The sequence below is a fragment of the Stenotrophomonas sp. 05L414_2 genome (assembly GCF_056397905.1).
Window position 1 is genome coordinate 1 of record NZ_JBFTOJ010000110.1, and the last position, 13,759, is coordinate 13,759.

Consider the following 13,759-nt stretch of genomic DNA (forward strand, 5'->3'; position numbering starts at 1 on the left):
GACTGCAGCAGTTCCTCGCGCGCCAGTTCGATCTCGCGGCGCTCGGTGACATCCGGGCTGCTGCCGGCCAGGCCGATGAAACGGCCCATCCGCGAGAAGCGCGGACGTGCGTTCATTTCCAGCCAGCGCCACTGCCCATCGGCACGACGCGCACGCACCAACGCATGCATCGAACGCTGCGCCTTCAGTGCTTCCTGCAGTTCGTATTCAAATACCGACGCATCGTCGGGATGCACCAGGCCGCGCCAGACATCTTCGGGCACCCGGTTCTCGTCGCCGCCGAAGAACTCGCTGAAGGCACTGTTGACGAAGCGGGCGTGGCCGCGCTCGTCCAGTACCCACACCGGCATCGGCAGACCATCGGCCAACGCACTGAAACGGGCCTCGCTCTCGCCCAGTTCCACTTCCATCTGCTTGCGCGCGGTCACGTCGAAGAACAGGATGCCGACCTTGTCCTCGCCCGGCTGGCCAACCCGAACGGCATCCACGGCGAACGTGCGCCCCAGGGCACGGGCATCCATTTCGAACTGGGCCGGTCGCCCGGTCCGCGCCACTTCGCCGTAGATCCGGAACCAGTCACCTTCGTGATGGGGCTCCAGCGTGCTCATGCGCTTGCCACAGGCATCCTTCAGCCCGGTATGGCGCTCGAAGGCATCGTTGACCTCGAGGAAGCGGTAGTCGATCGCCTCGTCGCCATCGAACAGCACCTGGATCACACAGAAACCTGCGTGGATGCGCTCAAGCACGCCATGGTGCAGGTCGGTTTCGGGCGTCGGCACCATCAAGGGTGAGCGCTCCACGAGGGGCGGCAGTGTGGACAAGGGCGTGGGAGGAAAAGACCGGATGGAGGTACAGCATCTTCCAGAGTGCGTATTCACAGCGTCAAGCGCCGTCAGTCACGGTTGACGACCATGAATTGGCGGCAACTGTTGACGCATTTGACGCTACTGGCCATTGCTGCGGCCGCGCGGCGGGATCACACTCGATCCGAGATCATCATCATCCTCCCCGCTTCGGGGACGCAGGAGACCGCCATGAAAGGTTCGCTTTCAACCGCCCTGCTGCTGGCCGGCATGCTTGCCGTGGGCAGCGTGGCCGCCGCGCCGCGGACGGTAACCGCGCCCGATGCGCCGCGCGCACTACAGGCCGACGGCCCGGTCAGCGTGCAGTGGAATGATCCGGCCAAGTTCACCGAGATCCGCCAGAGCACCAACCGCTTCGAGGCCGAACGCGGGGACTGGGTGCAGCAGCTGGCACGCTACGTGCAGACCAGCGCCGCCAAGCCCCTGCAGGCCGGGCAGACGCTGGAGGTAACCCTGGTGGACGTCAAGCGCGCAGGCGACTACGAGCCCTGGCACGGCCCGCGTGGCCGCGACATCCGGATCATGCGCGACATCTACCCACCGCGGATCACCCTGCAGTACACGCTGAAGGACGCCAGCGGGCGCATCATCGATGAAGGCGACGCCCGCCTGAGCGACAGCGGCTACCTGCACAACATCGGCCTGAAGAGCGATACCGATCCGCTGCGCTATGAAAAGCGCCTGATCGATGACTGGGTGAAGCGCCAGCTGACCTCACGCGTTACCGCTGCCCGGTAGGTGTCGACCTTGGTCGACACGCAGCCACAGCGCCGACCAGGGTTTGATCCGATCCGGTAGGTGTTGACCTTGGTCGACACGCATTCACAGCGCCGACCAAGGTCGGCAGCTACCAGAGCCGTGCGCAGCGCTGATCCGATCCGGTAGGTGTCGACCTTGGTCGACACGCAGCCACAGCGCCGACCAAGGTCGGCAGCTACCAGAGCCGTGTGCAGCGCTGATCCGATCCGGTAGGTGTCGACCTTGGTCGACACGCATTCACAGCGCCGACCAAGGTCGGCAGCTACCAGAGCCGGTCAGTCCTGGTAGACGCGTGCCACGCGCTTGACGCCGCACGGCAGCTGGTAGGCACTGACACCGCAGCGCGGCGCCAGCTCGGACAGGGTCGGCGCCGTACCCCACAGTTCCACCACGCTGCCGACACCGGCCTGCGCATGCGCGGTCAGGTCCACGGTCAGCATGTCCATCGACACGCGGCCGATCAGCCCACCGGGTTGGCCATCGATCAGCACCGGCGTGCCATTGGGGGCGAACTGCGGATAACCGTCGGCATAGCCCAGTGCGACCACGCCCACGCGTGTGCGCGCCTTGGCCACGAAGCGCGCACCGTAGCCGACCGGCTCGCCGGCTTCGATCCAGCGCTCGGCGAACACCTTGGACTGCATCGTCATCACCGGGCGCAGGCGCGCGGTGAGTTCACTGTTGTCCGGCAGCGGATTGGCGCCGTACAGCATCAGGCCCGGGCGCACCCAGTCACTGCGCACGTCCGGCCAGCCCAGCAGCGCCGGCGAGTTGCAGATGCTGGTCTCGCCTTCAAGACCATCGATGGCCTCGACGAAGGTCGCGGCCTGCTCTCGGGTACGCTCGCTGTCCAGTTCATCGGCGCGTGCCAGGTGGGTCATCATCACGATGCGCGCCACCTGCGGCAGTGCAGACAAACGCGCGTGCGCGGCGCGGAATCCGGGAACGTCCAGGCCCAGCCGGTGCATGCCGCTGTCCAGCTTCAGCCACACCGTCAGCGGCCGCGGGCTGTCGAACGCGACCAGCGCTTCCAGCTGCCACGGCGAACCGACCGAGAACCACAGGTCATGCTCGGCCACCAGCGCCATTTCGCTGGGCTCGAAGATGCCTTCCAGCAGCAGGATCGGCGCACGGATGCCGGCCTGGCGCAGCTCCAGCGCTTCTTCGATGGTGGCCATGCCAAAGCCGTCGGCCTCGCCTTCCAGTGCCTGCGCACAACGCACCGCACCGTGGCCATAGGCATCGGCCTTGAGGATCGCCAGCGCCTTGCCACCGCCCAGTTCACGGGCCAGGCGATAGTTGCTGCGCAGTGCGCCCAGGTCGATCAGCGCGCGGGCAGGACGCATGTGCGGTTCTCATGTTGCGGGGCGTGGCGATACTGGCCGTAGCGGAAGATATCCAGGCCTTCGGTGCTGATCTGCGGCTGGCGCGCGCTCATCAGGTCGGCCAGGTAGCGGCCCGAGCCGCAGGCCATGGTCCAACCCAGCGTGCCGTGGCCGGTGTTGAGGAACAGGTTGCGGAACGGCGTGGCGCCGATCACCGGCGTGCCATCCGGCGTGGCCGGGCGCAGGCCGGTCCAGAACTCGGCCTTGGCCAGGTCACCGCCCTTCGGGTACAGGTCGCGCACCACCAGCTCCAGCGTCTCGCGGCGGCGCGGCGACAGCGACAGGTCGAAACCGGCCACCTCGGCCATGCCACCGACGCGGATGCGGTTGTCGAAGCGGGTCACCGCCACCTTGTAGCTCTCATCGAGGATGGTCGAGGTGGGCGCCATCGCCGGGTCGGTGATCGGCAGGGTCAGCGAATAGCCCTTCAGCGGATACACCGGCAGGCGCATGCCCAGCGGCGCGACCAGTCCCGGCGAATAGCTGCCCAGTGCGACCACGAAGCGGTCCGCGGTTTCCAGCTTGCCGCCAATGCGCACGCCGGTGATGCGGTCGCCGTCGGATTCCACGCCGGTGATGTCCTGGTCGTAACGGAACTCGACCCCCGCTTCGGCCGCCATCTGCGCCAGGCGGCGGGTGAACAGCTGGCAATCGCCGGTCTGGTCGCGCGGCAGGCGCAGCGCACCCACCAGGCCATCGACGTGGGCCAGCGCAGGCTCGGCCTTGATGATGCCGGCGCGATCCAGCACTTCGTACGGCACACCGTACTGGGCCAGGATCTCGATGTCCTGCGCCGATGCATCCAGCTGCTGCTGGGTGCGGAACAGCTGGGTGGTGCCCAGGTCGCGCCCTTCGAAATCGATACCGGTCTGCGCACGCAGCTCATTCAGGCAGTCGCGGCTGTACTCGGACATGCGCACCATGCGCGCCTTGTTGATCGCGTAGCGCTCGTGGGTGCAGTTGCGCAGCATCTGCCACAGCCAGCGGTACTGGGCCAGGTCCATGCCCGGCTTGATCGCCAGCGGTGCGTGCTTTTCGAACAGCCAGCCGATGGCCTTCTTCGGCACGCCCGGGGCAGCCCACGGCGAGGTGTAGCCGAATGACAGCTGGCCGGCATTGGCGAAGCTGGTTTCCAGCGCGGGACCGGGCTGGCGGTCGACGACCGTGACTTCAAACCCGGCCTGTCGCAGGTACCAGGCACTGGTGGTGCCGATCACGCCGCTGCCGAGGACTAGGACTCGCATGGGAATTCTCCAACCCGATCATTCCCTGCATTTGCGTGCGCAGGGGCCATAATCGGGGAAGTATATTCTTCCGTATCCAGATGATTTGCCTGATTTCAGCAATGCAGTCAGGATATTTCCCTGTGATTCATTCCCCGAGCTTGACGCCCATGGCCACCCGTCCCCGCGAGCTGGACAAGATCGACCGCAAGATCCTGCGCATCCTGCAGGCCGAAGGCCGCATTTCCTTCACCGAGCTGGGCGAACGGGTCGGCCTGTCGACCACCCCGTGCACCGAGCGTGTGCGCCGGCTGGAGCGCGAAGCGGTGATCACCGGCTACCACGCGCACCTGGACCCCAGCGCGCTGAAAGCGAGCCTGCTGGTGTTCGTGGAGATCAGCCTGGCCTACAAATCCAGCGACATCTTCGAGGAATTCCGGCGTTCGGCGCTGAAGCTGCCCAACGTGCTGGAATGCCATCTGGTGTCGGGCGATTTCGATTACCTGCTGAAGGCACGGATCAGCGAGATGGCGTCCTATCGCAAGCTGCTCGGCAGCACCCTGCTGACCCTGCCACATGTGCGTGAGTCGAAGAGCTACATCGTGATGGAAGAGGTCAAGGAGACCTGGGCGCTGCCGATTCCGGATTGAACCGACCGGCGGCAGCGGGACCAGACCCCGCAACGCGGGCTCTKGTCCCCTGGCTGCATCAGCGCTGCTGCGGGTTCTTCATGGAACCTTGTTGCGGATTCTTCTTCTGCTGCTCGTTCGGCTGCTGTTGCTGTTGCTGCTGGCGTTGCTGTTCCTGCGGTGTTTTGCCCTGCTGTTCCTTGCCGGGATGACGGTTCTGCTGGTTGGCCATGATCGTATTCCAAGGGGACGAGGGAAGCGCGACGACAGGGATGCCGGCGCAGGTCCACCGTGGTCCTGGTGCGGTTAATCGCAGGCGAAAAACGGGTGATGCGGGGTGTACAGGGCGGGGGCTGTTTTCCGGCGTTCATGTAGGTGGCGGGTTTCCTGCCAACGGCTGAGCCCCTCGTGGCTGCGCATGCTTCCAGCATTGCGGGTGAGGCCGGGTGGGTGGGCTGTGCAGGGGACGCCGTGAATCCCCAGACCGGCCCAGCCGCTAGCGGCTGTGCGTTCGGGCGCTTGCGAAGCAGTGCTTCGCAAGCAAAGCGCCCTCACCCCTGTAGGCTCGGCGCGCCTTGCTCGTGTGCGCTGTCCTGCGCACACGGCAAGACCGGGGTTGGGCGTCCTGCCCAATCCGCCCGAGGCATGCCTCGGGCCCATGGCGCTTGCGCCCCTGCACAGCCCACCCGCCCGGCCTTGGACAGGTTCATGCGGGCGCCAGCCACGGAAAAAGAAAAAGAAAAAGAGCGACAGCGGGTCGCTGCGCGCTCTTTGGGTTGCGCGATTGGTTGCGGGCGCTGGGGTCAGCGCTTGATCTGCTGGCCGTCGCCGGTCGGTACGCTGTCGTAGTAGCGGCCGGTGCGCGAGTCGAACACGCGGTTGGGGCCGACCGGTTTGACGCCGGGAACGATGCGGCCGTTGCGGTCGTAGACCTTGTCCGGCAGCGCCGGCGCGGGCGTGGGGGTCACCTGGGCCGGGCCGGTCGATCGGATCGGCTGTGCCGGCTGCGGCGAGGGCAGCACCTGCGGCTGCGGGCGCGACGCCTGCGGTGGCGGGGCGACAGGCGGCGGTGCCACCGTCGCGCTGCTGCGGGTGGCGGTCGGACTGCCGGTGGGAACCTGCGCCTGGGCAAGCAGAGGCAACAGGGCCGACAACAACAGGACTAGGCGGGGTTTCATCGCGCGCTCCAGGGTGGGCCACCCTTACCCTGCGCCTGCCCCTGTGTGCCGGCCATGAACGGCCATCACACTTGCAAGCGTGTGCCGACACCCCCACGTCTGCTGGCATCCCAGGCCACAACCCCACGGAGAGCCGGCATGAGCGCTTTCGATCTGACGCCCCCCACCGCCACGCAGACCGACGCCCTGGTTGCCGGGCTCAGCGCCGAGGAGCGCCGCGTGCTGCTGCAGCACGGCACCGAGGCGCCGTTCTGCGGGGTATTCCTCGACAACAAGCGCGAGGGCGTCTACTGCTGCCGCCTGTGCGCCCTGCCCTTGTTCCGCTCCAGCACCAAGTTCGATTCGGGCACCGGCTGGCCCAGTTTCTTCGCCCCGTTCGACCCGTCGCACGTGCGCGAGATCCGCGACACCAGCCATGGCATGGTTCGCACCGAGATCACCTGYGCCCGCTGTGRCAGCCATCTGGGCCACGTGTTCCCGGACGGTCCGCCGCCCACCTACGAGCGCCACTGCCTGAACTCGGTCTCACTTTCATTCACCGGCAACGGCGAGCCGTGGCCCGATCCGCTGCAGCGTGGCGGCGCAGAGGCCGGTGTGGCGGGCTGACACGCGCCGCAATGCCCCGCTGACCGACTTCACAGAATTCCCTCTTCAGAAACACCGGTGTCAGGCCGACAAGGAGATATCCCCCCTCCTTGCGTCGCGCCATGCTCATCATCGTTGGATTCCTGGTCGTCATCATCAGCGTGCTGGGCGGCTACCTCGGCGCACACGGCCGCCTTGGGGCGCTGTGGCAGCCCTACGAACTGGTCATCATCGGCGGTGCCGCGCTGGGTGCGTTCCTGGTCGGCACCCCGGCCAAGACGGTCAAGCAGACGCTGCAGGCCATGGTCGGCGTGTTCAAGGGCCCGCGCTACAAGCAGCAGGACTACATCGACGTCCTCAGCCTGGTCTACGAACTGCTCAACAAGGCCCGCCGTGAAGGCTTCATGGCGCTGGAAGACCACGTCGAGCGCCCGGCCGAAAGCGCGCTGTTCGGCAACTACCCGAAGGTGCAGGCCGACCACCACCTGATCGACTTCATCACTGACTGCCTGCGCCTGATGATCGGCAGCAACATCGAGCCGCATGAGCTGGAGCCACTGCTGGAGCTGGAGCTGGAAAAGCACCACGCCGAAGCGATGGCGCCGTCGCAGGTGCTGACCAAGGTCGCCGACGGCCTGCCCGGTTTCGGCATCGTGGCGGCAGTGCTGGGCATCGTCATCACCATGGGCTCGATCGGCGGCGACATCGTCGAAGTGGGTGGCCACGTGGCCGGCGCGCTGGTCGGCACCTTCCTCGGCATCCTGCTGGGCTATGGCTTCGTCGGCCCGATGGCCTCGGCGATGGAAGCCCGTGCCGAGCAGGACAGCCGCATCTACGAGTCGGTGAAGACCGCCCTGCTGGCCTGCCTGCGCGGCTACAACCCGAAGATCGCGCTGGAGTTCGCCCGCAAGACGCTGCCGTCGAACGTGCGCCCGGCGTTCTCCGACTTCGAGCAGCACCTGAAGACGGTCAAGTAAGCCATGGCCGAGACCAAGCCCACCGTCATCGTCCGCCGGGTCAAGAAGGCCGGCCACGCCGCCCACCATGGCGGTTCGTGGAAGGTGGCCTATGCCGACTTCGTGACCGCGATGATGGCCTTCTTCCTGGTGCTGTGGCTGATGGCCAGCACCAGCAAGCCCGAGCGCGCGGCCATTTCCGAGTACTTCCGCAACCCCAGCCCGCTGGTCGGCTCCAGCGCGACGCCGGCGCCGGGCATGGCCGGGCCGGGCGGTGCCAGCACCTCGATGATCAAGCTCGGCGGCGCCACCGATGTTTCGCGCGGCAACAGCAACGATCCCTTCCAGAACCAGCAGAAGTCGATACCGCAGCCGGTGGACGAGCAGCAGCGCGACAAGCAGCAGTTGGAAGCGCTGATGAAGGAACTGCAGGAAGCGATCAGCCGCAGCCAGGCGCTGGAACCGTTCAAGGACCAGCTGCTGCTGGACCTGACCCCGGAAGGCCTGCGCATCCAGATCGTGGACAAGCAGAACCGGCCGATGTTCGACCTCGGCAGCGCCACCCTGAAGCCGTACACACAGCAGATCCTGCATGAGCTGGCCGAGTACCTGAACCACGTGCCGAACCGGATCAGCCTGACCGGCCACACCGACATCACCGCCTATTCGGCCGCGCGCGGTTACGGCAACTGGGAACTGAGYGCCGACCGTGCCAATGCCGCGCGCCGCGCGCTGATCGATGGCGGCCTGGAAGACAGCAAGATCACCCGCGTGGTCGGCTTGTCTTCGTCGGTGCTGTTTGACAAGGCCGATCCGCAGAACCCGATCAACCGCCGCATCAGCATCGTGGTGATGACCAAGGCCGCCGAGGAAGCTGCGCTGGCCGGCGCCGGGCCGCAGGTAGGCCTGTCGGCAACCACCCTGGACCCGGACGTGCAGGCCGCGCAGGGTGAGGCCGGGGTCGGATCCCGTTCCGCAGGAAAGGGCGCTGCCCTCTGACCCGTCTTCGCCGGGCATGGCCCGGCGCTACCGCATCCGGACGCACCAGGGTAGCGCCGGGCCATGCCCGGCGAGCGCGCAGCGCGGCACCCAGTACAATGGCGGTCTTTCCGACTCCAGGTGATCACACCCCCATGTCCAAGTTGTCCAAGGCCAAGCGCGACAAGCGCAAGAAGCAGCAGACCAAGCGTCCGTTCCTCCGTCTGAACGCCCAGCAGCAGGTGCAGAACCATGCCGTGCTGGTCAACGAAGACGGCCAGGCCGTGGCCGCCATCGGCCTGCAGGGCCGCGAGTGGCTGCTGGCCATCGGCGGCCAGACCATGGGCAACGCCGACAACCCGGTGCCGATGCTGGCCATGCTCAAGCACCTGTCCAACGTGCAGGAAGCCGAAGGCCGCAAGGTCACCCTGGAATATTCCGAGCTGATGCAGAAGCTGCTCGACACCCTGGCCGAAGAAGCGGGCCAGACCGCCGAGGAATACCTGGACAAGCTGGTGGCCGAGTTCGCCAGCGAGCAGGCTGAAGATGCAGCCGCTGAAGGCGAAGCGTCCGATGAAGCGGCTGCAGACACTGCCGGCGCCGAAGGCGCTGCCGACGCCGAGGCCACTCCGGCCGCCGACGCCGACGGCAAGCCGCAGGCCTGATCCGGCGGCGGCGGTGTCGGTCTACGTCGATGACGCGGTGCATCCCTGGCGCGGTCAGCGCTGGGCGCACCTGATGGCCGATACCCTGGCCGAGCTGCACGCAATGGCGGCGCAGCTCGGCATTCCTCCACGGGCCTTCCAGAACAAGGCCAGCGGGGCGCATTACGATGTCACCGCCGAGCTGCGTGCGCAGGCACTCGCGCTGGGTGCGGTCGCCATTTCCCGGCATGTGGACCGGGCGCAGGTGAAGGCGGTGATCGCCAACGCCAGGGCGCAGTACCAGCCCTAGGCTGGTACAGGTGGCACCGGGCCGCGCCCGGCGCTACCGGTGAATCTCAGAACGGGTCGCTGCCCAGGCGCACTTCCACGTTCAGCAGCGAGCACAGCGCCAGCAGGGCGTCGTCATCGCGGGTCAGCGCCATCCAGCCACTGAAGCCGTCGTTGCCGGCATCCACGCTCCACAGCGTGTAGTTGTGCTCGCGCAGGCGGTCGAAGGCGGTGCTCATCAGCTGCACCCCATCCAGGCCCGCGGCGAAATCCTCGTCGTCCAGGTCGCCACCCCAGTCCAGCTGCAGGTTGAAGCGCGCCGACAGCTCGTTCACCGCCGACTGCAGCGAATCGAAATCATCACGCTCGACCTCGAAGCCCGACTGCCAGGCGATGGCCGTGAACAGCGCCGGCAGCCAGTCGCTGTCGGCTTCCAGCGGCTGGCCGTCCTCGGACAGATGCTCGCGCCAGCGGTTGAACTGCTGCAGGGCCAGCTCTTCGTCACCGGGGTTGATCAGCACGAGCAGGTTCCAGACCCGCGCCTCGAAGTCGTCCTCGTCGAAATCGTGGGCGTCTTCCTCGAAGTCGAAATAGTCGCTGTTGTCAGGCATGGCGGAACGTCCTCGGGAGCAGGGGGGCATTCTACGGTTTATCCTGTACCGCTGAAGCCGGCCGTGGTGGCCGTCACTGTGAATGAAGCGATGAGCGATACCCCTCCCGACCACCTGGCGATCAACCCGGCCAGCCCCTTCCACGATGCGCAGGCCCTGGAGCGCGGCGTCGGCGTGCGCTTCAACGATGTCGAGCGCGACAACGTCGAGGAATACTCGGTCAGCGAAGGCTGGATCCGCGTGCAGGCCGGCAAGGCCCGTGACCGTCGCGGCAACCCGATGACCATCAAGGTCAAGGGCAAGGTCGAGGCGTATTTCCTGGAACAGAAGCCGGAGTAAGGGCTGAAAGGTGTGCGGACCAAGGTCCGCACCCACCGGCAGCCGCCGCCGGGCTGATCCGGCGCTGCTGCTTCACGATTATTCGCGCTTGCGCGATTCCAGCAGGTCGAGGTTGCGGATCAGCCGCCGTGCGATCTCGTCCGACACCACGCCGCGGCGGGTCAGCCGGAACAGTTCCTCGCGTTCGGCATTCAGCCCGGCGCTGCGCAGCTGGCGATAGCCCATCTCCATCCGGTTCACCTTTTCCGGGTCCACGTCCGGGTTGTCGCGGTCCAGATGCCGCTGATACAGCAGGCTCACCCGCGATGCGGCGTCGTTGTACAGCTGCACGTTCTCGGTGTTCTGGTTCAGCACCAGCTGCTGGCGCATGCGCTCCACGCCCGCCAACGCGGCCTTCGAGGACAGCTTGCGGGCGAGATCCTCTTCCTTGCGCTCACCCGAATCGGCCGGCAGCTGCAGGCCCTTCAACAGCTGCGGCAGCGCCACGCTGGCGCCGACCAGCGAGCACAGGATCACCGCAGCAGCCAGGAAGATCACCAGGTCGCGTGCCGGGAACGGGCTGCCATCGGGCAGGAACAATGGCAGCGTCAGCACGCCGGCCAGGGTGATCGCACCACGCACGCCCGCCACCGAGGTGGCCACCACGATGCGCCAGTTCGGTGCCTCGCCACGCTCCAGGCCGCGGCGACGCGCACGCAGCAGGTTCCAGCGCAGCGACAGCCACACCCACAGCAGGCGCAGCGCGATCAACGTCGCGTTGATCACCAGCACGTACACCAGCAGCCACCATGCGCTCTGGTGGCCGCTCTCGTTCATGGTGGTGGTGGCGCGTTCGACGATGCCCGGCAGCTGCTCGCCCAGCAGCACGAACATGATGCCGTTGAAGCTGAACTGCAGCATGTTCCATACGCCGGCACGCTGCACGCGCATGCTGCCGGAGACACGGCCGGTCATTTCCACGTAGCTCATCGAAATACCCGCTGCGACCGCAGCAAGGATGCCCGAAGCATTGATCTCTTCGGCCAGCAGGTACGCCGCGAACGGGATCAGCAGGTTGACCAGCATCGCCGCGCCCGGCTCTTCGCCGAAACGGCGCCACAGCCAGCGCTGGAACGTGGACACGCCCAGGGTGACCGCCACGCCGACGGCCAGGCCGGCTACTGCCACCCACACGAAGGTCAGCGAGGCGGTCGCCAACGAGAAGGTACCGGTCATCACCGCCGCCACCGCGAAGCGGAAGCAGACCAGGCCGGAGGCATCGTTGAGCAGTGACTCGCCTTCCAGGATGTGCATCAGGCGCTTGGGAATCGGTGCCTTGGCAGCGATCGCGCCGACCGCCACCGGGTCGGTCGGTGACACGATCGCGGCCAGCGCGAAACACACCGCCAGTGGCATCACCGGAATCATCCAGTGGATCAGCAGGCCCGCGCCGATCACGGTGAACACCACCAGCCCGAACGCCAGTTCGAGGATCGCGCCCTTGTCGCGGAACAGGCCCTGCTTGGGAATGCGCCAGCCATCGAGGAACAGCAGCGGCGGCAGGAACAGCAGGAAGAACACTTCCGGTTCCAGTGCATGGCCGCGGTTGAATACGCCGGCGATCACCGCGCCGAGGCCGATCTGCACCAGCGGCAACGGCAACGAGAATGGCAGGACGCGAACCAGGTAACCGCTGGCGACAACGGCCACCAGCATCGCCAGGACGACTTCGATGGTGTGCATGCTTCTTCCACAGGAGCGGCGCGTGGGGCCGGAAAAACCGGAGTGCGCCGGGGGACGGGAAAAAACTTAACACAGCAGGCCGCCACTGCGCCCAGCCATCTGAATGCGCGTCAGGACCGCGACAGCAAGCGCCGCCCGATCCAGGCCGGCGTGCTGGCACGTCGTCATGCACCACTGCCAACCGGCCCTGCACGCGTCCTTGTGCAGGGCGTTCCAGCCCTGGCAGCAGCGGTGGGGTCATGCCGCGTCCTGAGCGCGGTCGGCACCATCGAAGCGGTAGAGGTCCATCGCCAGGAAGCCGGCATCGACACCCGCATCGATGCGCTTGGCACCGAAGCCACCCTCCCCCGCCGCACCCATCGCAAAGTACAACGGCAGCAGATGCTCATCGGTGGGATGCGCACGCTCGGCAAACGGTGCCTGCCGGCGGTAGTCGAACAGGGCATCGCGGTCATTGGCGGCCAGCCGCTGCTCCACCCAGTCGATGAAGGGGCGCACGTAGGGCGCTTGCTTGCCGTCCTGGTAGTGGCCCCAGTCGTGCAGGTTGTGGGTGATGCTGCCCGAACCGATCAGCAGCACGCCCTGTTCGCGCAGCGGCGCCAGCGCACGGCCCAGCGCGAACTGATGCTGCGGGCCCAGCATCGGCTGGATCGACACCGGCACCACCGGGATGTCGGCCTGCGGGTGCAGCAGGCGCAGCGGCACCCACGCGCCGTGGTCGAGGCCACGTTGCGGATCGAGTGCCACCGGCAGGCCGGCGGCGGCGATGCGGCCCGCCACCTCTTCAGCCAACGCCGGATCACCGGGCGCCGGGTACTGCAGCGCGAACAGTTCGCGTGGGAAGCCGCCGAAATCGTGGAGGGTGGGCGGCTGCGGATGGTTGCCGACCAGCGGCTGCCGGGCCAGCCAATGCGCCGAGGCGATGATGATCGCACGCGGGGGCGGCAGGTCGCGGGCCAGCTCGGCCAGCCGCACGCCGACCTGCCCCGGATGCAGGGCGGTCATCGGCGAGCCGTGGGAGATGTACAGCGAAGGCAGGCGGGACATGATCTTCTCCAATCACAGGAACAGACAGCGGGCCAAGGGACGTTCAGCGCGAACGCAGGGTCCAGCGGCCATCGCCCAGCAGGAACAGCACGACCAGGGCCAGCGCCCAGAACGCCGGGTATTCCCAGCCACCGCCAGCATTGGCGAAGCTGAAACCGTTGGCGCCGTGCACCGTCACGATGGTGCCCAGCAGCAGCGGCACACCGAGCAGGCCGATCCAGCGCGCGTAGATGCCGAGCAGCAGCGCTGCGGAAATCGCCAGTTCAACGGCGATGGTGAGGTAGCCCAACACGCCGGGCAGGCCCAGCGACTCGAAGAAGGCCGCGGTACCTGCCGGAGTGAACACCAGCAGTTTGGTCAGCGCATGGACCAGGAACAACACGCCCAGGGCCAGCCGCAGCAGGGTCGCGGCATACGGGGCGAGCGGGGACAGGGGGGCGGCGGTAGCGTTCATGGGGCACCTCGGCAGGGACAGGGCACAGGTTATTGCACCCTCCATTGCCGATAAATACGATTGATCGACCGTATTTATTTCATAAGGCGCAACAATGG

The 13,759-nt window shown here is 66.8% G+C and carries 17 protein-coding genes; 8 read left to right on the forward strand and 9 right to left on the reverse strand.

Translation table 11 applies throughout. The annotated features are described in order from the left end of the window. Positions 1-785 (reverse strand): PAS domain-containing protein (locus AC1DJN_RS14880; RefSeq protein WP_478039379.1); only part of this gene is annotated, 785 nt, incomplete at its 3' end. Positions 786-1,034: 249 nt separating this feature from the next. On the opposite strand from AC1DJN_RS14880, the gene AC1DJN_RS14885 reads away from it, so the two are divergent. Then, positions 1,035-1,601 (forward strand): DUF3016 domain-containing protein, encoded by a 567-nt coding sequence (locus AC1DJN_RS14885; protein WP_025878412.1) that lies wholly within the window; start codon positions 1,035-1,037, stop codon positions 1,599-1,601. Positions 1,602-1,897: 296 nt separating this feature from the next. Here AC1DJN_RS14885 and alr read toward each other — a convergent pair whose 3' ends face one another. Both alr and AC1DJN_RS14895 read right to left on the reverse strand, forming a co-directional pair. Further along, complete coding sequence (gene alr, locus AC1DJN_RS14890; RefSeq protein ID WP_282280036.1) at positions 1,898-2,968, reverse strand: alanine racemase; 1,071 nt, start codon at positions 2,966-2,968, stop codon at positions 1,898-1,900. Beyond that, positions 2,947-4,251, reverse strand: a complete 1,305-nt coding sequence (locus tag AC1DJN_RS14895; RefSeq protein WP_282280035.1) for a D-amino acid dehydrogenase — start codon at positions 4,249-4,251, stop codon at positions 2,947-2,949. The genes alr and AC1DJN_RS14895 overlap by 22 nt, the downstream gene beginning before the upstream one ends. A gap of 149 nt (positions 4,252-4,400) precedes the next feature. Here AC1DJN_RS14895 and AC1DJN_RS14900 point away from each other — a divergent pair, with 149 nt between their 5' ends. Further along, entirely contained in the window at positions 4,401-4,880 is a 480-nt protein-coding gene (locus tag AC1DJN_RS14900; RefSeq protein WP_442251695.1) for an AsnC family transcriptional regulator, read from the forward strand. A 58-nt stretch (positions 4,881-4,938) separates the two neighbouring features. On the opposite strand, the gene AC1DJN_RS14905 is transcribed toward AC1DJN_RS14900, so the two are convergent. Beyond that, positions 4,939-5,091 (reverse strand): hypothetical protein, encoded by a 153-nt coding sequence (locus AC1DJN_RS14905; RefSeq protein ID WP_025878408.1) that lies wholly within the window; start codon positions 5,089-5,091, stop codon positions 4,939-4,941. A 571-nt stretch (positions 5,092-5,662) separates the two neighbouring features. Further along, positions 5,663-6,037, reverse strand: a complete 375-nt coding sequence (locus tag AC1DJN_RS14910) for a hypothetical protein (RefSeq protein WP_032977053.1) — start codon at positions 6,035-6,037, stop codon at positions 5,663-5,665. Positions 6,038-6,175: 138 nt separating this feature from the next. Between AC1DJN_RS14910 and msrB the strand changes: the two genes are divergently transcribed. The 5 genes from msrB (at position 6,176) to AC1DJN_RS14935 (ending at position 9,510) form a co-directional block, all read left to right on the forward strand. Beyond that, positions 6,176-6,643 carry a peptide-methionine (R)-S-oxide reductase MsrB gene (gene msrB / locus AC1DJN_RS14915; protein ID WP_478039380.1) on the forward strand — a complete coding sequence of 156 codons (468 nt, stop codon included), beginning with the start codon at positions 6,176-6,178 and terminating at the stop codon, positions 6,641-6,643. A gap of 101 nt (positions 6,644-6,744) precedes the next feature. Then, entirely contained in the window at positions 6,745-7,599 is an 855-nt protein-coding gene (gene motA / locus AC1DJN_RS14920; protein WP_012509934.1) for a flagellar motor stator protein MotA, read from the forward strand. Between the two features lie 3 nt (positions 7,600-7,602). Next, entirely contained in the window at positions 7,603-8,577 is a 975-nt protein-coding gene (gene motB / locus AC1DJN_RS14925) for a flagellar motor protein MotB (RefSeq protein WP_032977055.1), read from the forward strand. Positions 8,578-8,711: 134 nt separating this feature from the next. After that, the gene (locus AC1DJN_RS14930) at positions 8,712-9,221 is read left to right on the forward strand and encodes a hypothetical protein (RefSeq protein WP_032977057.1); all 510 of its coding nucleotides are present in this window, start codon (positions 8,712-8,714) and stop codon (positions 9,219-9,221) included. 13 nt (positions 9,222-9,234) lie between these two features. Further along, the gene (locus tag AC1DJN_RS14935; RefSeq protein ID WP_025878403.1) at positions 9,235-9,510 is read left to right on the forward strand and encodes a DUF4031 domain-containing protein; all 276 of its coding nucleotides are present in this window, start codon (positions 9,235-9,237) and stop codon (positions 9,508-9,510) included. 46 nt (positions 9,511-9,556) lie between these two features. Here AC1DJN_RS14935 and AC1DJN_RS14940 read toward each other — a convergent pair whose 3' ends face one another. Beyond that, positions 9,557-10,099 (reverse strand): DUF6630 family protein, encoded by a 543-nt coding sequence (locus tag AC1DJN_RS14940; protein WP_032977058.1) that lies wholly within the window; start codon positions 10,097-10,099, stop codon positions 9,557-9,559. A 90-nt stretch (positions 10,100-10,189) separates the two neighbouring features. Here AC1DJN_RS14940 and AC1DJN_RS14945 point away from each other — a divergent pair, with 90 nt between their 5' ends. Further along, the gene (locus tag AC1DJN_RS14945; protein ID WP_025878401.1) at positions 10,190-10,438 is read left to right on the forward strand and encodes a DUF3297 family protein; all 249 of its coding nucleotides are present in this window, start codon (positions 10,190-10,192) and stop codon (positions 10,436-10,438) included. Between the two features lie 78 nt (positions 10,439-10,516). On the opposite strand, the gene AC1DJN_RS14950 is transcribed toward AC1DJN_RS14945, so the two are convergent. From AC1DJN_RS14950 to AC1DJN_RS14960, 3 genes are all read right to left on the reverse strand, one after another. Then, positions 10,517-12,160, reverse strand: a complete 1,644-nt coding sequence (locus tag AC1DJN_RS14950) for a Na+/H+ antiporter (RefSeq protein ID WP_025878400.1) — start codon at positions 12,158-12,160, stop codon at positions 10,517-10,519. 237 nt (positions 12,161-12,397) lie between these two features. Next, positions 12,398-13,207, reverse strand: coding sequence for a dioxygenase family protein (locus tag AC1DJN_RS14955; RefSeq protein WP_442251696.1), 810 nt, complete (start codon positions 13,205-13,207; stop codon positions 12,398-12,400). A gap of 43 nt (positions 13,208-13,250) precedes the next feature. Beyond that, positions 13,251-13,661 (reverse strand): DoxX family protein, encoded by a 411-nt coding sequence (locus tag AC1DJN_RS14960; protein WP_025878398.1) that lies wholly within the window; start codon positions 13,659-13,661, stop codon positions 13,251-13,253. Between the last annotated feature and the right edge of the window lie 98 nt (positions 13,662-13,759).